12 protein-coding genes and 1 other RNA gene are annotated in these 22,987 nt (G+C 61.8%); 5 read left to right on the top strand and 8 right to left on the bottom strand.

Annotated features, from left to right (window positions below; all coding sequences use genetic code 11):
* Positions 1-6 precede the first annotated feature (6 nt).
* Positions 7-780 (top strand): hydroxyacylglutathione hydrolase, encoded by a 774-nt coding sequence (gene gloB, locus EIC84_RS00490; protein WP_003066195.1) that lies wholly within the window; start codon positions 7-9, stop codon positions 778-780.
* A complete protein-coding gene (locus EIC84_RS00485) occupies positions 780-2,312 on the top strand; it encodes a transglycosylase SLT domain-containing protein (RefSeq protein ID WP_003066193.1) in 1,533 nt (510 codons plus the stop codon). The genes gloB and EIC84_RS00485 overlap by 1 nt, the downstream gene beginning before the upstream one ends.
* Before the next feature lie 131 nt (positions 2,313-2,443).
* On the opposite strand, the gene recR is transcribed toward EIC84_RS00485, so the two are convergent.
* From recR to dnaX, 3 genes are all read right to left on the bottom strand, one after another.
* Positions 2,444-3,034, bottom strand: coding sequence for a recombination mediator RecR (recR, locus tag EIC84_RS00480; RefSeq protein WP_003066191.1), 591 nt, complete (start codon positions 3,032-3,034; stop codon positions 2,444-2,446).
* Between the two features lie 187 nt (positions 3,035-3,221).
* Entirely contained in the window at positions 3,222-3,554 is a 333-nt protein-coding gene (locus tag EIC84_RS00475; RefSeq protein ID WP_003066189.1) for a YbaB/EbfC family nucleoid-associated protein, read from the bottom strand.
* Between the two features lie 27 nt (positions 3,555-3,581).
* Positions 3,582-5,741, bottom strand: a complete 2,160-nt coding sequence (dnaX, locus tag EIC84_RS00470; RefSeq protein ID WP_134737285.1) for a DNA polymerase III subunit gamma/tau — start codon at positions 5,739-5,741, stop codon at positions 3,582-3,584.
* Positions 5,742-5,844: 103 nt separating this feature from the next.
* Here dnaX and ffs point away from each other — a divergent pair.
* Positions 5,845-5,940: signal recognition particle sRNA small type (gene ffs, locus EIC84_RS00465), an RNA gene on the top strand.
* Positions 5,941-6,268: 328 nt separating this feature from the next.
* Here the strand turns inward: ffs and rimO are convergent.
* Positions 6,269-7,675, bottom strand: coding sequence for a 30S ribosomal protein S12 methylthiotransferase RimO (gene rimO, locus EIC84_RS00460; protein ID WP_003066187.1), 1,407 nt, complete (start codon positions 7,673-7,675; stop codon positions 6,269-6,271).
* A gap of 742 nt (positions 7,676-8,417) precedes the next feature.
* Between rimO and EIC84_RS00455 the strand changes: the two genes are divergently transcribed.
* A complete protein-coding gene (locus EIC84_RS00455; RefSeq protein ID WP_003066185.1) occupies positions 8,418-8,798 on the top strand; it encodes a MerR family transcriptional regulator in 381 nt (126 codons plus the stop codon).
* Between the two features lie 75 nt (positions 8,799-8,873).
* Entirely contained in the window at positions 8,874-9,461 is a 588-nt protein-coding gene (locus EIC84_RS00450; RefSeq protein ID WP_003066182.1) for an NAD(P)H-dependent oxidoreductase, read from the top strand.
* A 159-nt stretch (positions 9,462-9,620) separates the two neighbouring features.
* Here EIC84_RS00450 and EIC84_RS00445 read toward each other — a convergent pair whose 3' ends face one another.
* From EIC84_RS00445 to EIC84_RS00430, 4 genes are all read right to left on the bottom strand, one after another.
* Positions 9,621-11,732: a site-2 protease family protein gene (locus EIC84_RS00445; RefSeq protein WP_034362208.1), complete on the bottom strand. Its 2,112-nt coding sequence runs from the start codon at positions 11,730-11,732 to the stop codon at positions 9,621-9,623.
* 5 nt (positions 11,733-11,737) lie between these two features.
* Positions 11,738-13,000 carry an efflux RND transporter periplasmic adaptor subunit gene (locus tag EIC84_RS00440; RefSeq protein ID WP_237704455.1) on the bottom strand — a complete coding sequence of 421 codons (1,263 nt, stop codon included), beginning with the start codon at positions 12,998-13,000 and terminating at the stop codon, positions 11,738-11,740.
* 138 nt (positions 13,001-13,138) lie between these two features.
* Positions 13,139-14,998: an Ig-like domain-containing protein gene (locus EIC84_RS26260; RefSeq protein ID WP_240701970.1), complete on the bottom strand. Its 1,860-nt coding sequence runs from the start codon at positions 14,996-14,998 to the stop codon at positions 13,139-13,141.
* Complete coding sequence (locus EIC84_RS00430) at positions 14,880-22,907, bottom strand: Ig-like domain-containing protein (protein ID WP_167598988.1); 8,028 nt, start codon at positions 22,905-22,907, stop codon at positions 14,880-14,882. The genes EIC84_RS26260 and EIC84_RS00430 overlap by 119 nt, the downstream gene beginning before the upstream one ends.
* Positions 22,908-22,987: the final 80 nt, after the last annotated feature.

Raw genomic sequence — 22,987 nt, 5'->3', positions numbered from 1 at the left:
CAGCTCATGAACCTGTTGCCCATTCCCGCTTTTTCCGACAACTACATCTGGATGCTCCACGATGCAGAACATGCCGTGGTCGTCGATCCGGGTCAGGCCGAGCCTGTGCTGGCCACCTTGGCACAGCGAGGTCTGAAACTGCAGGGCATTTTAGTCACCCACCATCATGCCGACCATGTGGGCGGCGTGGACGCCATTCGCGCGGCCACGGGTGCTCCGGTCTGGGGCCCCGCCTACGAGCCCCTGCCCGAGCCCGTGACGCGCGTGCAGGGGGGCGACCACGTGGAGCTGCTGGGCGGCCCCTGGCAGGTCATCGATGTGCCGGGGCATACCAGCGGCCATATCGCCTTCTTCAGCACCCTGGCACAAGACCAGCCCCTGCTGTTCTGCGGCGACACGCTGTTCTCGGGCGGCTGCGGTCGCCTTTTCGAAGGCACGGCAGCGCAGATGCAGGCTTCGCTGGACGCACTGGCCGCCCTGCCCGGCAACACGCTGGTGTGCTGCGCACATGAGTACACAATTTCCAACCTGCGATTTGCGCAGGCCGTGGAACCAAACAACCCGGAACTGGCTCAGTATCTGGAATATTGCCAGCAACTGCGCAAGAACGGGCAGCCCACGCTGCCCTCCACATTGCAGACCGAGCTGGCCGTCAACCCGTTCATGCGAAGCCGCGCTGCCGATGTGATCGCAGCCGCCATGCACCATGATCCTCAAACCAGGCCCGAGGAGCCCGCCAGCGTGCTGGCCACCCTGCGCCAATGGAAAAACGTTTTCTGATGAAGCTGCTATCCACCCTGCTGCTGACAAGCGCACTGATATTGACCGGCTGCGCCACCACCAGCAGCGTCGACCCCATGTATCCCAATGGCCCGCTCAAACCCCTGGGCCAGGGCAAAGTCGGCAGCTCCGAAGTCGCTGAGCTTGAAGCCACGGGCGACCTCTGGGTACGTATCCGCAAGGGCTTTGCCATGCCCAATCTTGAGCAGGATCTGGTCCAGAACCAGGAGCAGTGGTATGCCACGCGCCCCGACTATATCCAGCGCATGACGGAGCGATCGAGCAAGTATCTGTTCCACATCGTCGAGGAACTGGAGCGCCGCAATATGCCGACAGAGCTGGCGCTGTTGCCCTTCATCGAAAGCGCCTTCAACCCGCAGGCCGTCTCCAGCGCCAAGGCCGCCGGCATGTGGCAGTTCATGCCTGCTACCGGCACCTATTTCGACCTCAAGCAGAATGTCTTCCGCGACGATCGCCGCGATGTGCTGGCCTCGACACGCGCCGCGCTCGACTATCTGCAAAAGCTCTACAACATGTTCGGCGACTGGCATCTGGCCCTGGCCGCCTATAACTGGGGCGAGGGTAGCGTGGGCCGCGCCATCAAGCGCAATGAAAAGCTGGGCCAGCCCGCAGGCTACCTCGACCTGCAGATGCCGGCCGAAACCCGCAACTACGTGCCCAAGCTGCAAGCCGTCAAGAACATCGTGGCTGAACCCGAGAAGTTCAACACCGAACTTCCCATCATCGAGAACCACCCCTATTTCCAGGCCGTGGATCTGCCGCACGACATCGACGTTGAGCTGGTGGCCAAGCTGGCCGATGTCAGCGTCAAGGACTTCAAGGCGCTCAACCCCAGCTTTCACAAACCGGTGATCTTTGCACGCGCCACACCGCAGGTGCTGCTGCCCTGGGACAATGCCAAGGTTTTCCGCCGCAATCTGCAGGCCTATAGCGAAGGCCAGTTTGCCAGCTGGACGGTATGGACCGTGCCCACCACCATCACCGTGGCCGAAGCCGCCCAGCGCGCAGGCCTGGGCGAAGCTGATCTGCGCGCCATCAACAACATCCCGCCGCGCATGCTGATCAAGGCCGGATCGGCTCTGATGGTGCCGCGCGATGCCAATGTCAAGACCGATGTGCCCGGCCATGTGGCCGACAACGGTCAGATCTCCTTCGCCCCCGAAATCGTGACCGTGCGCACCACGGTCAAAGCGCGCAAGCGCGATACGCTCGTCAGCGTGGCCAGCCGCTATGGCATCAGCGTCTCCAACCTCGCGGACTGGAACGACCTCAAGTCCACGGCATCCTTGCGCCCCGGCCAGTCGCTGATTGCCTACCTGCCCAGCCGCGCGGCCCGCAGCGCACGTGCCGAAGCCAACGACAGCCCACGCGAGTCAGCCCGCAACACCCATGGCGGCAGCAAGGTGGCAGCCTCCAGCAAGAACGCCAGAACCAGCAGCGCGCCCGCTCCCCGTGGCGGCAAGAGCGAACCCAAGGCACGTGGCGGCACACCAGCCAAGAAGCGCAAATAAGCTTCGCCGCCCGCCAAAAAGCCCGCTGTTCGTAAAAACCGGCGGGCTTTTTTTATCTCTGCTCATTCAAAGAAATCAATAGCAGCACACGCCTGATATAAAAGCGCTGGCAGCCAATTCAAGCGATATTTTCAGCGCCTGTCCACCAGCGCATGGGCAATCGTGCCGAGATCCACATATTCAAGTTCGCTGCCTATCGGCACGCCACGCGCCAGCCGCGTGACCAGAATGCCACGCGACTTGAGCGCCTCGCTGACAGCATGGGCCGTGGCCTCGCCCTCTGCCGTGAAGCTGGTGGCCAGAATCACCTCCTGCACCACGCCATCACAGGCACGCTCCAGCAACTGCTTCATGCCGATTTCCTTGGGGCCCACCCCGTCGAGCGGGGACAGCCGCCCCATCAGCACATAGTAATAGCCCTGATAGGCCCCCGTGCGTTCCATCGCAGCCAGATCGGCCGGAGCCTCGACCACGCACAGCCGAGCCCCGTCGCGCCCGGCGTCATCACAGATGCTGCAGATAGCGCCTTCGGTAAACGTATGGCAGCGCTCGCAGTGATGAACAGAGTTCACCGCCGAGTCCAGCGCCCGCGCCAGCTGCAGCGCACCTGCCTGATCACGCTGCAGCAAATGAAACGCCATACGCTGCGCCGACTTGATGCCCACACCCGGCAGTCGGCGCAAGGCCTCGATCAAGGCGTCCAGAGATTGCACATCAGACACAGGCTTGTCCTTTCAGTCACCAGAAAAAAGGCGACCCGGAGATCGCCTGATATTTGAATGCAGGATTTCGCACACTGCACTCAACGCTGGCATGTCCCAAGCCAGAGGCAGCAAGCAAGCGCCGCCGCGCAGCGAGGCTGCCGTCCCCCTCAGGGGGAAGCGGCTTCGCCGCACAGGGGGGAGCCGCTTAAAACGGGAACTTCATCCCGCCGGGCAGGCCGGGCATACCGGCAGTGATCTTGCCCATCTTCTCGTTGGAGGTCTCTTCGGCCTTGCGCACAGCCGCGTTGAAGGCAGCAGCCACCAGGTCTTCCAGCATGTCCTTGTCTTCGGCCAGCAGACTGGGGTCGATGGTGATGCGCTTGACGTCATGCTTGCAGGTCATCACGACCTTGACCAGACCGGCACCGGATTCGCCTTCGACTTCGATATTGCCCAGCTCCTCCTGAGCCTTCTTCAGGTTGTCCTGCATGGCCTGAGCTTGCTTCATCAAACCGGCGAGTTGTCCTTTGTTGAACATGAGAATTCCTTCTTTTGTTGAAACGCCTTATTCAGGCTGAATAGATATGGGCTTGATGCTACCGGGCACGATTTTCGCGCCAAAGTCTCGCATCAAGGTTTGCACCTGCAGATTGCTTTTGACAATGTCCTCGGCCAGCAACTGGCTGGCTTTTCTTTCCAGGGCCAGTCGGCGGGCAGGACTATCCGTCACCGGCCCCTGCTCAACCTGCAATTGTCGCGCATGACCGGCTGCTTCCAGCGCAGCACGCAGACGATCACGTGTGCCAGCCTGATTGAGCGAGTTGGACTCCACGCGCAGCCGCCACAGATCGCCGTCACGACCCAGAAGTTGAGACTGCAGCGCCAGCTGCCGCGCCACGGCCACCACGGCTTCGCTCTGCAGCAACTGCTGCACCACGCCAAACCACAGATCGCCCTCGGCTGTTCGCTCCACAGGGGCTGCATCCTGGGCCGTGCTGACATAGCCGCCGCTTGCGCTCTGGGCCGCCGGCTCGTCAGACTCCATGGGCGGCATGACATGCGGGGGCTGTCCGATATCCAGGTCGGCATCATCGCCCCAGCGCCCATCGTCAGACCAGCCCTCATCGGGCATGCCTGCCCAGGCTGCCTCGCTGGCATCCTGCTCTTCGGGAGCATCAGCCATATCGCTGCCCTCTGCACTCTCGGAGGCATCGTCGACAGGCCTCTGGTCTGCCTCGGCGACGGCCTCCTGATCCTCAGCAGGCAGGTTCTGCCGAACCGCAGCAGGCTCAGGCGTCACTGCAGGAGCAGGCAAGCGGGTCGACTCCGGCACTGCCTGCATCACCGGCCTTGCGACGGAATACTCTGCTGAATCCGAGCGATCGGCAACAACTTGAATGTGTCCTGGCTCGGCCATGCCGGCCACTGACGCAGGCTCCTGCACCGGTGCGGACTCCAGTGCGGATTCCACCACCGGCTGCATGGACTGAACCTTGGCCGGTGGCGCCTCCATCGCCGCTGGCGTTGAAGCCGGAGGCTGCTGAATCGGATCCGGAGCTTGGACAACAGGCCGGCTAGGCCTCAACGCCGGAGTTTTTTTTTCAGCCATGCCGGCTTCGGCGTTTTCCGGCTTGAAGGCCAGCAGCCGCAGCAGCGCCATGGTCAGCGCCGCATATTCATCCGGGGCCAGCCCCAGTTCGGCACGGCCGTGCAGGCAGATGCTGTAGAGCAGCTGAGTCTCGTCGCGCGGCATCAGACTGGCCAGTCGGTCTACTTCGGCAGCCTCCGGGTCGCTGGCATCCAGCGGCATATCGGGTACGGCCTGCAACACGGCCATGCGCTGCAGCACGGCGCACATTTCCTCCAGTGTCGATGCCGCAGACAGACCGTTGTGGCGCAGCTCTTCGGAGACTTCAACCACCGTACGCCCATGACCCTGCGCCAAGGCATCGATCAGGCGAAAGACATGGCTGCGATCCACGCTGCCCAGCATCTGGCGCACCGTCGTCTCCTGTAACTGCCCGCTGCCAAAGGCAATCGCCTGGTCGGTCAGGCTCAGCGCATCGCGCATGGAGCCACGCGCAGCACGCGACAGCAATCGCAGCGCCTGAGGCTCTGCCGGCACGCTTTCCTTGTCCAGCACATGGGTCAGGTGCTCCAGAACCGTCTCAGGCGCCATCGGGCGCAGATTGAACTGCAGGCAGCGCGAGAGCACAGTGACCGGCACTTTTTGAGGATCGGTTGTGGCCAGCACGAACTTCAGATACTCCGGAGGCTCCTCCAGCGTCTTGAGCATGGCGTTGAACGCGGTGTTTGTCAGCATGTGCACCTCGTCGATCATGAAGACCTTGAAGCGCCCCTGCACCGGCTTGTACACCGCCTGCTCCAGCAAGCTCTGCACCTCATCCACACCCCGGTTGGACGCAGCGTCCAGTTCGGTGTAGTCGGGGAAACGACCGCTATCGATTTCAGTGCATGCTGCACAAACCCCGCAAGGGGTTGCGGTGATTCCACCGTTACCGTCCAGGCCCTGGCAATTCAGGGACTTGGCCAGAATGCGCGACACCGTGGTCTTGCCCACGCCACGTGTGCCCGTGAACAGATAGGCATGGTGCAGGCGCTGCTGGGTCAACGCATTGGTCAGAGCCTGAACCACGTGCTCCTGCCCCACCATTTCGGTGAAGGTACGAGGCCGGTATTTGCGAGCAAGCACTAAATAAGACATAGCCTCTGATTCTACGGGGCCGGGACATGCCAACAAGCCTGCTCCTGGAATCTCATTTCACAGCTCGTGGGACTGTGTCGGTTTTGCATCTATAATCGAATGTGACGGGCCTCCTCGCATGGGGAAGCAGCCAACCGGGTCAGGTGGGGAACCAAGCAGCCCTAACTGTGGATACAGTGCCGAGATCAGGCTCGTCACCTTTCGATGGAAACCTCTTACAGACAAGAGGCTGTCTTCCGAGAAAGGCAATTCCTTACATGAACAACACAATGCTGCGGCGCGTTGCCCAGGAAAAGTGTTTCGTGCTGACGTCGTGTCCTGGATCTCAAATCGACCCCGGAGGCGATGCCGTCCCGATCAGAACCGAATCTGAACCCTTCATTGCATCAGGATCTCCCGCAGGCCATTGGCAGACAAGAGCGGCAACCAAGAGGCCAAGAGATCTGATGCAAAAAAGGCCGCAGTCGCGGCCTTTTTGTCCCTACTGGATTGAAATGGCGCCGCACAGTGAGTGACGCCATGAAAATTCAAACCGGAACGCCCACCAGATCATGCCCCTGCGTGCCCACGATGCGCACGCTGATCAGCTCGCCCACCTTGTAGGTCTTGCTGGCCTTCTCGGGCGGCTGGATGTGAACCACACCGTCGATCTCGGGAGCATCGGCATAGGTCCGGCCCATACCGCCCTTTTTGCCCAGGCTGACCGCCTTGTCCACCAACACCTTCATGACCTGGCCCACGCGGCGCTGCAGACGCTTGGTGGAGACCTCTTCGGCCACCTCCATGAAACGCGCACGACGTGCTTCGCGCACCTCTTCGGGCAGCATGCCGGGAAGTTCGTTGGCGGTGGCGCCTTCGACGGGGCTGTAGGCAAAGCAGCCGGCACGGTCGATCTCGGCTTCGCGAATGAAGTCCAGCAGATGCTCGAACTCTTCTTCAGTCTCGCCGGGGAAGCCGGCAATGAAGGTGGAACGAATCACCAGCTCGGGGCAGATCTTGCGCCACTCGCGGATACGGTCCAGGTTCTTTTCGCCCGATGCGGGTCGCTTCATGCGCTTGAGCACATCGGGGTGGCTGTGCTGCAAGGGCACATCCAGGTAAGGCAGGATCTTGCCCTCGGCCATCAAGGGCAGGACCGCATCCACGGTGGGATAGGGGTAGACATAGTGCAGACGCACCCAGGCACCGTGCTGCTGCGCCAGCTTGCCCAGCTCGTCGGCCAGCTCCAGCATGCGGGTCTTGACGGGCTTGCCGTCCCAGAAACCGGTGCGGTACTTCACATCCACACCATAGGCCGAGGTATCCTGGCTGATCACCAACAGCTCTTTCACGCCCCCTTCGAACAACGCCTTGGCCTCCTTGAGCACATCGCCGATCGGACGCGAAACCAGATCGCCACGCATGCTGGGAATGATGCAAAAGGTGCAGCGATGGTTGCAGCCCTCGGAAATCTTCAGATAGGCATAGTGCTTGGGCGTGAGCTTGATGCCAGCATCGCCAAAGCTGCCCGGCACCAGGTCCACGAACGGGTCATGCGGCTTGGGCAGGTGGGTGTGCACCGCATCCATCACTTCCTGCGTCGCATGGGGTCCCGTGACTGCCAGCACACTGGGGTGCACTTCGGCCACCATGGTGGAGCCGCCCTCTTTGCCTGCCTTGGCACCCAGGCAACCGGTCACGATAACCTTGCCGTTGGCTGCCAGAGCTTCGCCAATGGTGTCCAGGCTTTCCTTGACGGCATCGTCAATGAAGCCGCAGGTGTTGACGATGACCAAATCCGCGCCTTCAAAGGTCTTGGAAGTCTGGTAGCCCTCGGCGCTGAGCTGCGTGAGAATCAGCTCGCTATCAGTCAAGGCCTTGGGGCAGCCCAGCGAAACAAAGCCCACCTTGGGGATTGCGGTTTGCGTGGGGCTAACGGAGTCGATTGATTTCATTTGATTTTTCCAGCAGCGCAGCGTCTACGCGCCAAGCAGAAATTTTATTTCAACGGCCAAATCAGCAGACTCGACTCTGTTGTTCGAGTCAGCCACACGCACGATGAAAAACTGGTAAACGAAAAAGGCGCTACCGCTTCTATAGCTGTAGCGCCTGTATCTGGCTGGTTCCACGAGATTCAAGCTCGCGACCAACGGATTAAAAGCCCGAGTCATCAACAAGCATTGACACGGCCCAAAACAGGTTAATCGACTGATTTTACCAGCTGCGCACCCTGGCTGCTCGCGCCCTCCAGGCCTTCCCAGGGCTAAGGTATGCGATGGAAGCTTGAAACCACCCTGCTCTGCCTAGCAAGAGGCATCCAATAGTCGCCCTCAATGCTTGCTGCAGCGAGCCCAGTCAATATGAGCAGATAAAGGAGCGGCAGCAAGGCATTGCTCACCAGAGAAAAGCCGTTAGCAGAGGATTTCCGACATGCACTGGACAAGCCGACAACCCTGACGATTGTCGAGTGCCAGGGCCGCGCCGAAATTTGCTGCAGTCGCGCCATGGGATTGCCGTAAATTCGCACGATGGCTCCTGACAAGGCCTATGGCCGTGAACCCCTTGTCACGACCACTCGAAATTCATGGGTCAACAACTCCCTCAACACATTCAAACGACTCCAAGCATTCATGCACCCTGAGCCAACAGCACTTTCAGCAAGAAAGATACATACTGCCAAGCGCACGGGAGTCACCTATGCGTATCGGTGAACTCGCCGCACTCACAGGCTGCACGCCCAAAGCGCTACGCCTGTATGAGGCGCACGGCTTGCTCGGCACCGTGGCACGCCGGGGCAGCTACCGCCACTACGACCTGGAAGATGTGCAGCGCGTGCAGTGGATCCGCCAGGCGCTGTCTCTGGGTTTTCGCCTGGCTGCGCTACAGCCGCTACGCAGCATCGACACTCCCTCCGGCGCTGCCGCCATCCAGACCCTGCTCCAGACCCGGCGACGCGCCATTGCCGACGAACTGGCGCGGCTGCAAGCTGCCGACACCGCCCTGGCTGCATTGTCCATGGAGCTGAGCACATGCGACGGTGCAAAGACATGCCATTCACCAGAGCCACTCTCCATTTGACGTTGTAGGGCTTGACTCTGCCCCCAAGGACAAGGTGATGCTGGCTGCTTACGAACTCAGCCCGCCTCTATCGCCATGTCCCGTCGCATCCTCATCATCCTCGGCCAGCCCTCCACCAACAGTCTATGTGCCGCCTTGGCGAGCACCTATGCCGATGCCGCGCACCATGCTGGAGCCGAGGTCCGACTGTTGGAGCTGGGTGAAATGCAATTCGACCCCATCCTGCGCCACGGATACGAGCATAGCCAGCCGCTGGAGGCCGACCTGCAAGGCGCTCAGCTCGACATTACCTGGGCGCAACACCTGGTGTGGGTCTATCCGATATGGTGGGGCGGACTACCGGCCCTGCTCAAGGGCTTTCTGGATCGCATCTTCCTGCCAGGCTTCGCCTTCAAATACCGGGCCAACTCTGCATTGTGGGACCGCCTGCTGGCCGGCCGCACTGCTGAACTGCTTGTGACAATGGATTTCCCTCCTTGGTACTACCGCTGGATACAACGCCAACCAGGTCACCGGCAAATGAAGCAGAGCATCCTGGAGTTCAGCGGCATCCGGCCCGTGCAGGTGCACAGTTTCGGCCCGGTGGTCAAGTCCAGTGCTGCCAAGCGCGCCGCCTGGATAGAGCGCGTGCGCACGCTGGGCGCCCATGCAGGCTTGCGCTGACAGCGACCCTCGCTGTTCTTTGCTGCGGCAGGAAGGATCGGCAAGCCACCCGATTTCGTTCCGCGAAGTTCCGCGCGATCAAGGAATACGGCCGCAGACTGCTGCTGGGCGGATGCATCGACCGGTTGAATCACCGTCCATTGCAGTCATTCATTGAGGCTAAAAACCTGCCTCCCTCCAAAAGACACTCGTCGCAGTTTTCACAAACTGCGCCGCAGCCGCTTCCCACTGGCCGCGAATGCTGACTTTGCCACGCCAACGGTGTTGCAAGACTGCGTCCGTTTCAAGCGGTGTCACCACATCCAGCACCACTCTGTAGACCGGACGCTCCGGGTATAGGGTGCCTTGCATGCTTCGGACCTGGATCATTCCGCCAGCTGCCGCAGACAGCGCAGCTTCCGAGAGCGTGCGACTCGCATCCTGATCAACGCTGCGCACCGTCAAATCCAGTACCGGCCCCACACCAGCGTCAGCGATAAAAATTGCGCTGTCGCCGATGCCGATGCGTTGCACATCTTCTTCCTGCACATAGGCAAGAACCTCCAGTCGATCGCTGCCCACGACCCTACCCAGCAATTCATTCCGGGCCAGCCAGTCTCCCGGTCGAAGATCCGGATCCACGTCGCGCAGCACTCCAGCGCCCGAGGCATTCAGCCGGTAGCGACTGGCTTCGGTTTCCACCGCCTGCTGTTGAGTGGCCGCCTGCAGCTGACGCTCTTGCAGAACCTGCCAATCCCTGCGCAGCTCCGAGTCGAAACCTGCTGCCGCTATTTGCTGAGAATACTGGGTCCTCTGCGCATCGTTCTGAGCCTGAGCGGCCTTGAGAGCCGGGGAGTCCAGCATAAAGACTGGAGCATCAACCTCGACCATGCGTGCGTCGCCAAGCATTTGCTGCTGCAGCTGCGATGCATCAAGCGCATGCAAAGGCCATATCTCGCTGGATTGCAACATACCCTCGGTGCGGATTGGGGCAGGCAGGGGCAGCCAGCAAAGTGCAACAAGCACAAAGGCGACGATGGCACTCCAACGTGCTCTTCGACTACGGACGATCTGAGGCCAGCGCAAATGCCATGCGGCAATCTCGGACCAGAGAGGCTTGGCAATGAACCACACAATCTCCACCAGAAACAGCAAGATGCCCAGCGCCTTTATGAAAAAGTGATACACCAAGGCGGCAATACCCAAAAAAAGAACCAATCGATAAATCCAGGTAGCCCAGGCAAACAAGATAAGCCCGCGACGTTTGGCAACGGTAAAAGACTCCGGGGGAGGTTCACCGAGCTTGAATAATTTCTCTCTGAGATCCCAGCGTGCCAGCGCAAAGGCACGTGAGTGCAGATTGGGCATCTGTAGAAAATCGGACAACAGAAAATATCCATCAAAACGCATGAACGGACTTGCATTGATGACCAGCGTGCTGACCCATGTCGTATTGGCCAGCAAAAAGGCCATGGACTTGGGGGTCCCTTCAGGTAACCAGACCCACGCCAGCAAGGCCCATGCGGCAATCATCAGCTCCGTTGCGATGCCAGCACCCGCGACCTTGAGGCGCTGATCGCGCCGGGTCAATTTCCAGACCTCGTTGGTATCGGTGTATGCAACCGGCCAAAGCACCAGGAAGGCGATACCCATGGTCGGAACGCGGCATCCAAATCGCTTAGCCATCAAACCATGCCCCAGTTCATGAAGCACCTTGACAAACCCTAGCGTCAAACCATAGGCCAGCAGTCCTTGCCAAGTCAGCGAATCAACCAGGGTGGCCGTGAACGTTCCCCAGGAGCGTGAAACACCCCACAGTCCAGCAAACAGAGCCAGCAAGCTGATCCAGCCAAACGTTCGACTGAATAGAAACTCCAGCGAAGGGGCCCACCGTGTCAGCCAGCGATCAGGCTTGATCAGCGGGACCCGAAAAAAGAGGTAGTTATGAAGAAGCCATTGCATCCAGCTTGAGCGTCTGCCCTGCCACCTCTCAGCCAGCGCATCGGCGCTATTGGGAGGCGGCTCCAACAGATCATTTCGCTGCGCAAACTGCAAGAGCGCATTCACGTCTTCCTCATGGAGCGTCAATGTCGTTTGAGCACAGACATCTTGCACAATCGCGTCAGCGACGCCCAGATGCCAGCGCTTGAACACCTCAAAGCTGGCCCAGTCCAGCTGAAAGAAAAGGTTGCGCACGGGATCATGCAGGGTCCAGCTCGGCTGACCATCGGGCAACACAGGACCGGGAAGCAAGTCCAGTTCTTCACGTAAAGCAGGCCATGCGGTACTCATGGGACTTACCAGGCAATGAACTGGCGCAGGACGGCCCAGGGCTTGCGCAGAACCCAGTAGACCAACGGTACCCAATCACCTTGCAGCTTGGCGGTACCTTTGAGGCCGATACGAGCCTCCTCCTTGGCGAGCGACATGGATGCACGCACTCGATAGGCGTAGCTGCCATCTGGCCTGGCATTGGCGTCATACGCCATATACCGTAGCTTGCCCTCCAGCCCTGCCATGGGATTCGCTGCCAGATACAGCTTCACTGTGGCGCCCTGGGCCAATGGAATGGCATCACCGATAGGAACCCAGGCCTCGATTTCCACTTCATCAGACCGGGCAATACGCATCACCCGCTCACCGGTCTGTACAGGTTTGCCAAGCCATTCGGTGGGAGAGTCAAACAAAACCATGCCATCTTCAGGTGCCAGCACCCGACTGCGATCACGCTGGTCACTCAGATACTGCACCTCGGCACGCTTCTCGCCTATGCGCCCGACAAGCGCTGCAAGCTGAGCCTTGGAGCGAGCGTCGCCCAAGGCCAGTTGGGCAGATTGTCGATATTCGGCTTCAGCGGTCAGCAGAGCTTGCCGGGCAACCTCCAGCCGACTGCTGATCTGCGCCTCATCCAGTCCAAACAAGCTCTCGCCTTTGCGTACCATTTGATTGGGCTGGACGTGGATCTGATCAATGACACCGTCCAATGGAGCCCTGAGAACTACAGGCTGCGCGGCAACGAGCTCACCAGGAGCAAGCACGCTCATGTGCACAGGAACGGCGCCAAGCACAAAAAGTCCGCCCAGGATCCAGGTAGTTTTTTTTTGCCACCAGCTTTTGGCGTTGACTCTCGATGCCGCAGGTTTTCGCCAGAACCTGGGCTGGCTTGCCTGCAATGCAGAATAGGCATGAAACCAGATATGCCCCCATTCGGCGAGAAGCGGAAAGCGCTGCTCTTCAATTGCCTGTGCCCCCGAAAGAAGCAGTCCGCCTTCAGGAACAGGCTTTTGACCATCTTGCAGCAGAGGCACCCATACCGCATAGGGCCCCAACCATTCGCTCCATGAGCTTGCCAACTCGGGTGGAAGCTGAGCCGGTTCAATGCGCCGAACCTGAATGGGTTGCTGTGTCTGGAGAAACTGGCATACCCCGTGCAGCCATTGGGCATAAGGCGTATTTCTATCGGTCTCTACCACGCCGGATAGGGCCGTTACCCCGCCGTCATCCAGCCACAGACATGCTTGACGGTAAGGAACGAGCAAACGGCTATCGTTGACCAGCAAAAAGCGCAGTTCGGCATTGCTGCGGGCAGCCCTGGCGCGATGCCCCAGCTCAAGCAGCAGCATTGCCGGGTTCACGCTCTGAGGAGAAACGGCTGCGTTCATGGCGCAACCGCCTCATATGCTGTAGTCATGATTCCATCAACCATGGACATACTGGGACATCCTTTTCCCCGCCTGCTGATTTGCCGCATTTGCCATCTTTTCACTCAGTCCGGCTCGCCCTGTGGGCACACTGGATGTGGCCTGTGCATCGCCGACTACCAGCTTGACAGTTCGCACCGACTCGTGTCCCTTTCCATCGCTGACCTTGATCTGCAGAACAAGCGTTGTGCTGAGGTCCTTGGGTGCGTTGATGGTTAGCTGACCGCTATGACGGTCCAAGCGCACCCATCCGGGCAGCTCCTGCTTACCGGAGAAGCTGAACTGGAGCGACTCGATATCCCACGGACTCTCCGACGCCAGGAGGACGGGCTTCAGATCCAGAGTGCTGACCCCAGTCGTGACCGAGAACTGCTCAGGTGCCGGATCAAATCCAGAGCGATCGGATTCTGTCGGTGCGAAAAGCGGCGCCCACATCCAGTCATTGACACCTGCAATTGACTGCGGAAGGCCATATTCAGACCAGCTATCTTGACGAGGCATTCCTGTGTCTCGAGATACGGAGCCGAGCATCATCGATGCAGGGTGTAGAAAATCAGCATTCGGTTCTGGTACCTCGGAGGGTTGAAATGGTGCGAGACCAAGCCCATCAGAGGGATTACTCACAGCAAAGGCAAATGGAGCATGCACGGCAGGAGGTACCAGCGGTTCAACAATGCCGCTAAGTGACGTTAGCGAAGATGCATTGCCCGCAACGTCCCTTTGCTGAACCCAGAGGCTGAATGCCCCGAGACCAGGTAGCTGGAGAGAGTTCCCGCGGCCTTCAATCCAAGAAACGCCATTGTCCAAGGAATACTGCCAACTGCCTCCTGCTTCCAGACCAGAAATGAAGACCAAGCCCGTTGGCGAGACTTGCCGCCCATTCACCAGCGTGGCTTGATCCAGAGTAATTTCTGGCCCAACCGGATCAAGGGTGTCGATGGCATAGGCATTGGATACCGTAGTGCCGACTCCAGCATTGCCTGCCTTGTCTGTCACACCGGCGTTGTTCAGTGTGATCAGATTACCCGTGCTCTCCAGGTTGACCGTGGGCGTGAAGGTCGCAGTCCAGGTGACGCCGCCATCGCTGCTGGTGACAGTGCTCAAGGAGCCACCGCTGACACTCAGGTCGCTGTTGTCAAACCCGTTCACTGCTTCGCTGAAGGTGATGGTGACCTGGGTACTCTCTCCGGCTTGCAGCGCTGTGTCCGCCACCACAATGGTCGCGGTAGGACGCACGGTATCGATGGCGTAGTTGTTGGAGTCGGTAGTGCCGCTGCCAGCGTTGCCCGCTGCGTCAGTCACCCCGGTATTGTCCAGGGTGATCAGGTTGCTGGCGTCGGTGACGTTGCTGGTAGGTGTGAAGGTCGCCGTCCAGGTGATGCCGCCGTCGCTGCTGCTGACCGCGCTCAGGGTGCCGTTGGCTACCGTCAGGTCGGCGTTGCTGAAACCGCTTACCGCTTCGCTGAAGGTAATGGTCACCAGCGAGGTTTCCCCAACTTTCAGCGCGGTATCCGCCACCACAATGGTCGCCGTTGGGCGCTGGGTATCGATGGCGTAGTTGTTGGAGTCGGTGGCGCCGCTGCCTGTATTACCTGCCGCATCCACATAGCCGGTGTTGTTCAGCGTGATCACATTGCTGGCATCGGTGATGCTGGCTGTTGGCGTCAGGGTCGCCGTCCAGGTCAAGCCGCCGTCGCTGCTGCTGAGATTGCTCAGACTGCCGTTCGCCACAGTGAAGTCACCAACATCCAGCCCCGTCACCGCTTCGCTGAAGGTAATGATGACCGTGGTGCTCTCGCCCACCGCCAGCGCCGTGTCGTTCACCACAATGGTGGCTGTCGGGCGCTGGGTGTCGATGGCCAACATCCAGCCCCGTCACCGCTTCGCTGAAGGTAATGATGACCGTGGTGCTCTCGCCCACCGCCAGCGCCGTGTCGTTCACCACAATGGTGGCTGTCGGGCGCTGGGTGTCGATGGCGTAGTTGTTCGAATCCGTCGTTCCCGTGCCAGTGTTGCCAGCTGCATCCACATAGCTGGTGTTGTTCAGCGTGATCACATTGCTGGCATCGGTGATGCTGGCCGTTGGCGTCAGCGTCGCCGTCCAGGTCAAGCCGCCGTCGCTGCTGCTGAGGTTGCTCAGACTGCCGTTCGCCACAGTGAAGTCACCGACATCCAGCCCCGTCACCGCTTCGCTGAAGGTGATAGTGACCAGGGCGCTCTCTCCGGCTTGCAGCGCCGCATCCGCTACGACGATGGTGGCCGTAGGTCGCAGGGTATCGACGGCGTAGTTGTTCGAGTCGGTGGTGCCGGTCCCGCCGTTGCCCGCCAAGTCCGCCACGCCGCTGTTATCCAGGGTGATGAGGTTGCTGCTGTCGGTCACGGCAGCGGTCGGGGTCAGGGTCGCCGTCCAGGTGATGCCGCCGTCGGTGCTGCTCAATCCGCTCAGTACACCGTTGGTGACGCTGAAGTCACCAACATCCAGCCCCGTCACCGCTTCGCTGAAGGTGATGGTGACCGTCGAGGTTTCTCCGGCGGCCAGGGCCGTATCGGAAACGACGATGGAGGCCGTCGGAAGCACGGCGTCGACGCGCACGCCGCTGGTACTGCCGACGTTGTTGAGTGTGGTCACAGCATCGTTGCCCACGGCGTCCTTCACGGTGCCGCCATTGGCCTGGATGGCGCCGCCGACGCTGATGCCGTTGCTATCGAGTTGGCCGCTGGCGACGGTCAGGCGGAACACCAGGGCGGTGGTGCCGGAGCCGCCGAGGTACTCGGCGAATACCGTGCCGCCGCCATCCAGGGTAATGGCGATGCGCGGGGTACCGCCGGTGGTATCGACGGTCACCGCCTCGCTGAGGTTGACGGTGAAGTCGAGGTTCTGCCCGGCGACGTAGGTGCCGTTGCCCGGCACGTTGACGCTGGCGACCGTGGGTGCCACGCCGTCGACCAGGATGTCGTTCTGACCGGCGATGGAGTTCGCCCCACCGACAGTGGGCAGGGTGAGGATGGCATCGTCGTTGCCGGCACTCTTGATGGTCGCACCGTTCAATGCCAGGGCGCCGGTGGACTGGAAGTCCAGGTCGGCGCTGACATCCCCTGCCTGCACCGTGTAGCTGAAGGTCAGGGTGTTGGTGCCGGACCCGGAAACGTAGGTGGCGTTGCGGTCCACCAGGCCGGTTTCCAGCAGCAGCGTCGGGACGCCGCCGCTGGTGTCGACTATCACGCTCTGGTCGAAAGTGATGGTGACGGTGATGACATCGCCCACCTTGTAGCCGCCGTCCGGGGTGGTGGTGCTGACGTCGGTGATCTCAGGGTTGATCGGGCTGACGGTGATATTGATGGTGTCGGTATCGGTCTGGTCGCCGCCGCTGCCACTGAGGCCCAGATCGTTGGTGACTATCTGCAGGCTGGCCGGGCCGTTGTAGCCGCCCGTGGGACTGAACACCAGGCCGTTGAGGGCGTTGTTGATGTTGGCGATCGAGCCTTCGAAGGTAAGGGTGGCGTCGCCCGTGCCGCTGCCGACGAGGAAGCTCAGGCCCGTGGTGCCGCTCAGGGTAAGCAGGCCATTGCTGGCGGTCAGGGTCACTCGTACCGTGCCGCCGCCAGCATCCACATCGCTGATGGAAATCAGGTTGCCGTTGCTGCTGTTGAACACCAGGTTGGCATCCTGGTCGATGGTCTGCGCGGCCGGGACACTGTTGACCGGGGCATCGTTGACGGCCGAGACCGTCAACATAAGGGTGGCCGAGTCGGCCTCGCTGCTGCCGGTGCCGGACAGGCCCGGATCAGTACCGGTGTTGCCACCATCGTCGATGGCGATCATCAGCGTCACGTTGGCCGTGGCGTTTGCAGCGGTGGTGAAACTCAGGCCATTGGCGGCGATGAAGGCGTTTATGTCGGCGACAGTGCCGGTCAGGCTGAGGGTGCCGGTCCCAGAGCCGCCCACTGTAACGCCGCCACCGCTGGTGGCAGCCAGGGTGCCACTGGCCACGCTGAAGGTGGCGGTCACGCTGCCGGCGCCCGCGTCGACATCGGCGAAGCTGATGCCGGTCAAGGCCGTGGTCACATCCTCGGTCACGGCGATGGAGCCGGGCGCGATGATGGTCGGCGCATCGTTCACCGCCACGACGTTGACCGTCGCCGCGATCGAGACGGCCGTGCTGTCCACGCCGCCATTACTGGTGCCGCCGTTGTCGCGGATGCTGGCCAGCGTGACCACACGGCTGCCACCGGTGGGTGCCTCGCTGCTGTTGCGATACGTCATGCCGTCGATCACGGCCTGCGCGTTGGCCGTGCCCAGGCCGCCGGCGATGGTCAGGGTGACGGTGGCGGTGCCGCCACTGACGCTGACGCTGTAGCCGATACCGTTACCGCCGGTGGTGCCGCTGGCGCCATTGACGAGGGCAATGTCGGTGCCGTCGATGCGCAGGATTTCGCTGGCGCCGTTGGCCAGGTTGCCAACGGTCAGGGCCAGGCCGGTGATGGCCTGGCCCGCCTCGATGGTGCCGACGCTCACGCCGCTGAACAGGTCCACCGCCGAAGCGTTCTCGGTGTAGCTGGGCGTGCCGCCGGTGGCGGACAGGGTCGGCGCGTCGTTAACGCCCGTCACGCTGACCGCGATATCGGCGTTGCTGCTGGTGCCGCCGTCGCCATCGTTGACTGTCACGCGAATGGTGCGGGTAGCGGTACTCGGATCGAGGGTGTTGCTGTTGGTGTAGGTGATATTGCGGACCAGCGCCTGGACCGCGGCCGGGGTCGCATTGGCGTTCAGGCTGATCACCAGGTCGTTGCTGCCGGTGCCGCCGGTGAAGGTGCCGATCACCACGCCGCCGTAGGTGACGTTCGAGCCGGATAGACCGATCTGCCCTGCTCCCGATCCCTGGTTGACTATGGCCAGGATGTCTTCGCCGCTGGCGCGGTTGGCGACTATGGCGACTGTGACATTGCCGCCAGCGAAGTCCGTGGAATCGCTGTCGCTGACCGTGGCGTTGTTGCCGGCATCCAGCAGCGCCGGACTGCCGCCTTCGATGACGCCCACGCTGTCGCCGTTCAGGTTGCCGACCACGGGCGCATCGTTGATTGGCGCGGTCAAGGTGAAGTCATTGCCGCTGCCGCCGATGTAGCTGGCGGTCAACAGGGTGCCGTTGCCGGCGGCCGTGGTGGTGCCGCCTTCGGGTAGACCACTGAAGGTGCCGGTGATGCCGTCGGCCCCGTCATTGACGATCAGGATGTAGCTGTCGCCGTTGCCAGGGGCATAGCCGTGGCTGACCGACAGGGTCGTCCCGGAAACGTCCACGGAGCCAGTCACCACCACCTGGTCGTACTGGCTGCCGGCCGTGGTGCCGTTGATCTCGACGGCGAGGGTACTGCCGGCGTTCATCTGCAGGTTGCCGTTCACCGTCAGGGTGCCGGCGCTGTTGCCCGGCGACAAGGTACCGCCACTGTTGACGCTTACATTGCCACCCAGCGTGCCAACGCCAGCGAGGGTGCCGCCGCTATTGACGGTGGTTGCACTGGCGGTGCTGCCATTCACGGCAAGCGTGCCGGCCGAGACGGTGGTCGTACCCGAATAGTTGTTTGTGTTGGAAAGTGTCAGCGAGCCGCTGCCGGTCTTGGTCAATCCGCCGGTGCCGCCGATTGCGCCACTCAGGGTGGCGGCAAGGCCGGAGCCCAGCGAAACGGCGCCGCCGCTGGCGCCCAGCACGATCGCGTTGTCGACGCTCGTGGAGCTGGTGATTGCCAGGGTCCCGTCGTTGAGCTGCACGGTTCCGCTTCCCAGATTGGCGTCGCCGGCAATCGACAGGGTGCCCCCGCTCAACACCTGCATCCCCCAGCTCTGGCCACTGTTGATGCCGGACAGCGTCAGGGTGCCGCTGCCATCCAGCGTCAAGGTGCCGCTGCCGGTGATACTGCCGGAGAAGGTGCTGCTGCCGCCGCCGACGCCAACCACGAATTCGTTCGCCCCGATGGCCACTGTGCCCGCGCCGGATAGCAGGCCTACGACATCGTCGGCGCCAAGGGTCAGCATTGCGCCCGTCGAAACCGTCACCGAGGTGCTGTCATCCAGCGTGCCGCTGGCTCCATTGAGCGTCAGCCCGCCGGCCGAAACGGTGGTGGCGCCGGTGTAGGCGTTGGAACCGCTCAGCGTCAGCGTGCCGCTGCCGGACTTGGTCAGGCCGCCCGTGCCGCTGATGACGCCGGAGTATGTGGTGTTGGTGTTTTGGCTGACGGTGAGCGTGTTGCTCGACAGGTTGACGTTGCCGGCACCGGAAAGGCCGCCGATGGTCTCGCTGTTGGAAAGCGTCAATGTCGTGCCGGTACTTAGCGCGACCGTTGCGCTGTCGGCCAATGCGGAACCGTTCTGCAGCGCCAGCGTGCCCGCCGTTACCGACACCGCGCCAGCGAAGTTGTTTCTGCCGCTCAGCGCGAGGGTGCTGGCGCCGCTCTTGGTCAGGTCACCAGTGCCGGTGATGTTGCCGCTGAGCGTTGCATTGGCGCTGGTGCTGACGGTGGAATTCGCGGCCAGGTTGATGGCGTTGTCGACCGTGGTGGCGCCGGTCAGGGCCAGCGTGCCGCCATTCAGCGTGAGCGTGCCGGCGGTCAGGTGATCATCCGAGCCGATGCTCAGCGTACCTGCGGAGATGGTCGTACCACCGGTCAGGCCGGCCTCGTTGCCCGTGTTGGCCAGCGCCAGCGTACCGGCATCGGTCTTGTTCAGGTTGAAGCCGCCACCACCCAGCGCACCGCTGAGGGTCAGCGTGGCCCCGCTGGCCGCGCTGATATCGGCATCGCCGGCCAGGGTGATATTGCCGCTCAGGGTGCTGCTGCCACTGTTCAGGTGGAGGGCGCCGAAGGAATTGACGCCGACCTGCTTGCCGGTGCCGCTGACAGTGAACGCCTCGCCGATGGTCAGGCCACCGACGATGCGCACGGTCGCGCCGCTGGAGACCGTGGTGGCCCCGGCGAGGGTGCCGAGGGCATTGGCGTGGTTGGCGATCAGGGTGCCGCCCGTGACATTGGTGGCGCCCGTATAGGTGTTGTTGCCATCCAGTTGCAGGATGCCCTGGCCATTCTTGGTCAGGCTGCCGCTGCCGGAAATCACGCCGGTCAGCGTCTGCTGTGTGGAGCCGCCGCCACCGCCGACATTGATGAAGCCGCCAGCGGCGCCCAGTGCGATGGCGTTGTCGATGGTGAAGGCGGCGCTGTTGTTGGTCAGGGTGCCGCCGTTCAGGGTCAGCGTGCCGGAGGACAGGTGATCGTCGTTGGAAACCTGCAGCGTGCCGGCCGTGACGCTGATGCCACCCGACATGTTGGCCTCGTTGCTGGTGCTGGTCAGCGCCAGGGTGCCGCCACCGGCCTTGGCCAGCGAGCCGCTGCCGGCCAGGGTGCTGCCGAGGGTTACGGTGCCGGCGGAGTTGGTGAAGTTAAGCGTGGTGCCGCCGCCCAGGGTGATGGTGCTGCCGTTCAGGGTCAGGCCTGATGCGGAATCGCCGTTGAGGGTCAGGCTTTCACCGATCGCCAGGTTGCCGGCGAGGTTGAGCGTTTGACCGGTGAAGGCGCTGCCCAGGATCAGGGTCTGGCTGCCGGTGGCGTCGGCGGCGGCGATGGCCACCGCCTCGCTGAGGCTGACGCCGTTGCTGAAATCGATGGTCGCGGTGTCGGCGGTGTTGGTGACATAGATGGTATCGCTGGTCACCGTGAGGTTGGCCGTGGCGGTGGAGGTGCCATCGCTGAGGCTGTAGCGCAGGGTCGCATCGCCCGCCGGCGTATCGCTGCGGTAAGTGACGCGGCTCAGGACGTTCTGCACAAGGGCGGTGGTGGCCGTCGTGCCGCTGCTGGTGAAGGTGATGGTCAGTACGCCGCCGGCGTTGGTGAAGGTGGCGAAGGTCAGGCCACCCGCCTGCAGGTTGCTGCCGCTGACGGTGAAACTCGCGCCGGCGAGGGCGAAGCCGAGCACGTCCGTGCTGATGGCGGTACCCGCGCGTTGCACGGTCAGGCTGGCGCCGGACCAATTGCCGTTGCCACCGTTGAGCGCTCCGAATTCGGTGTCGGCGAGGGTGGCGTTGCCGCCCACATCGAGGTTCACGCTGTTGCCGACGCCGGCCCAGGCGACGCTGTCGCCATTGAGGTTGCCGAGGCTGGGCGCGTCGTTGATCACGATGTTCTTGTTGGCGCCTAGCGAACCGGCCGCCCCCGGCGAGGCCAGGCTCAGGGTAGCGTCGTTGCCGGCACTGTCGCGGATGCTGCCACCATTGAGCGAAAGCGCCCCACTGCCGAGGTAGTCGAGGTCGGCGCTGGTGTCCCCGGCCTGCACCGTGTAGTTGAAGGTCAGGCTGCTGCTGCCTGAGCCGCTGGCGTAACTGACCACCCGGTCGGTGGAGCCCGTTTCCAGGGTGAGCTGGGGAACACCGGTGACCGTGACCGTCTCGTTGAACGCTACGGTGATGGAGATCACGTCGCCCGTCTTGTAGGTGCCGTTGGGTGTGCTGGCACTGACGGACGTTACCGTTGGCGGCGTGGTATCCGGGAGGACTGCGTCGCTGAAATTAATGTCGTCGATATCGACGTCAAGATCAGTTCCGCTGATCCTGACTTCGTCGATGTACTCCCAGTTGCTGTTTCCGCTGACGTTGAAGTTCGCAGTGCCGGACGACACGTCGACGACCCGGGTATCGATCAGCACATTGTTGCGATAGGCCCTGATGGTGAACGTGTTGTCGAGACCAAAACCACGGTCCACGACAAAACCGTTGAGCTTGAATTCTGACCCATCCGAGGTCTTGAATCCAACCTCTGTGGAGGTGTTGGGGCCAGTGCTCCGGTATCCCAGGGCATGGTCCGTGCCATTCGCGATGAAACCATCATTGACGATCGAAATGGCAAAACTGTCGTTATTGAAGTACGTAATCCCGCCGATGTTGACGCTGTTGCTCCCCTGGCTCGCAACAGGAAGAGCGTCGAAATTCTGGTCCGCAGGCGTCGCCAGTAACCCGTTGTAGGTCTCCAAACCAAGCAATGCGCTGGTTTCGACGGTGCCCAGGTTCTGTTCCAGGGTCCAATCACCGCCCAATCCGGCCGCACCTGTCATATCGTCCGAGGCGGCGACATCCGCGCCGGTTGCGCTGGCCAGGGCCTTGACAAAATCGTTGCCCGTGCCGCCATCGCCCACGCGACAGCCGTACACCAGGATGTCGCCATCCTGGTCGAGCGACTGGCCAATGGCATCGAGCAACTCGCTACGAGCGGCTAGATCGCCGCTGTCCAGCCAGTCGTTGCCCAGCTGGATCTTGCCCACATCGCCGTGGCTAAGGATGTGAATGGCATCGATGCCACTGCGGCCGTCCAGGTAATCGGCAATCTGCTGCAGCCCATCCTTGTTCGCATCCAGCACGACGACTTCAGTGCCTGGTTTCAGGCCGCTGATGAGCTGCTGGTAATCCTTGATATTGCTGTCAACGAAGACCACTTCCTGGCGCTGTGTAGTCGCCGGCGAAGCCTCGGTCGCTATCTGCGCTTCCGCGGTCAGCGCATGTCGCAGCGCAGTTGCCGTGTCCACCATATGCTCTGCGGCCGCAGGTGCCGCAGCATCTGTAGCCGCATGAGCCGCATCCACCGCAGCAGCACCGTCAAACATAAAGCGCTGCTCCAATGCCAGCGGACGCACGGCAGATACTGGCCGCGAACGCTGGGAAACATCGGTCTTCACGGCCTGTGTCGTCAATGACTGTGTCAGACGGTTCCAGAATGGGCGAGATTTGCGGGTCATCAAAGTGTCCTTCCGGGATGAAGGTGGCATGGCGCTTGCCTGCCTTGCAGGTTCAGACCGCCGGCTTACCCTCTTCCTGG

It is taken from the genome of Comamonas sp. A23 (genome assembly GCF_004522605.1).
In the GTDB taxonomy this organism is placed as follows: Bacteria; Pseudomonadota; Gammaproteobacteria; order Burkholderiales; family Burkholderiaceae_C; genus Comamonas; species Comamonas thiooxydans.
This window is presented reverse-complemented; position numbering and strand designations above follow the sequence as displayed.

Bases quoted from the DNA above. Each gene is read 5' to 3' on its own strand.
- gloB (WP_003066195.1), top strand. From the start codon at position 7: ATGAACCTGTTGCCCATTCCCGCTTTTTCCGACAACTACATCTGGATG.
- EIC84_RS00485 (WP_003066193.1), top strand. From the start codon at position 780: ATGAAGCTGCTATCCACCCTGCTGCTGACAAGCGCACTGATATTGACC.
- EIC84_RS00475 (WP_003066189.1), bottom strand. From the start codon at position 3,554: ATGTTCAACAAAGGACAACTCGCCGGTTTGATGAAGCAAGCTCAGGCC.
- dnaX (WP_134737285.1), bottom strand. From the start codon at position 5,741: ATGTCTTATTTAGTGCTTGCTCGCAAATACCGGCCTCGTACCTTCACC.
- rimO (WP_003066187.1), bottom strand. From the start codon at position 7,675: ATGAAATCAATCGACTCCGTTAGCCCCACGCAAACCGCAATCCCCAAG.
- EIC84_RS00455 (WP_003066185.1), top strand. From the start codon at position 8,418: ATGCGTATCGGTGAACTCGCCGCACTCACAGGCTGCACGCCCAAAGCG.
- EIC84_RS00450 (WP_003066182.1), top strand. From the start codon at position 8,874: ATGTCCCGTCGCATCCTCATCATCCTCGGCCAGCCCTCCACCAACAGT.
- EIC84_RS00445 (WP_034362208.1), bottom strand. From the start codon at position 11,732: ATGAGTACCGCATGGCCTGCTTTACGTGAAGAACTGGACTTGCTTCCC.
- EIC84_RS00430 (WP_167598988.1), bottom strand. From the start codon at position 22,907: ATGACCCGCAAATCTCGCCCATTCTGGAACCGTCTGACACAGTCATTG.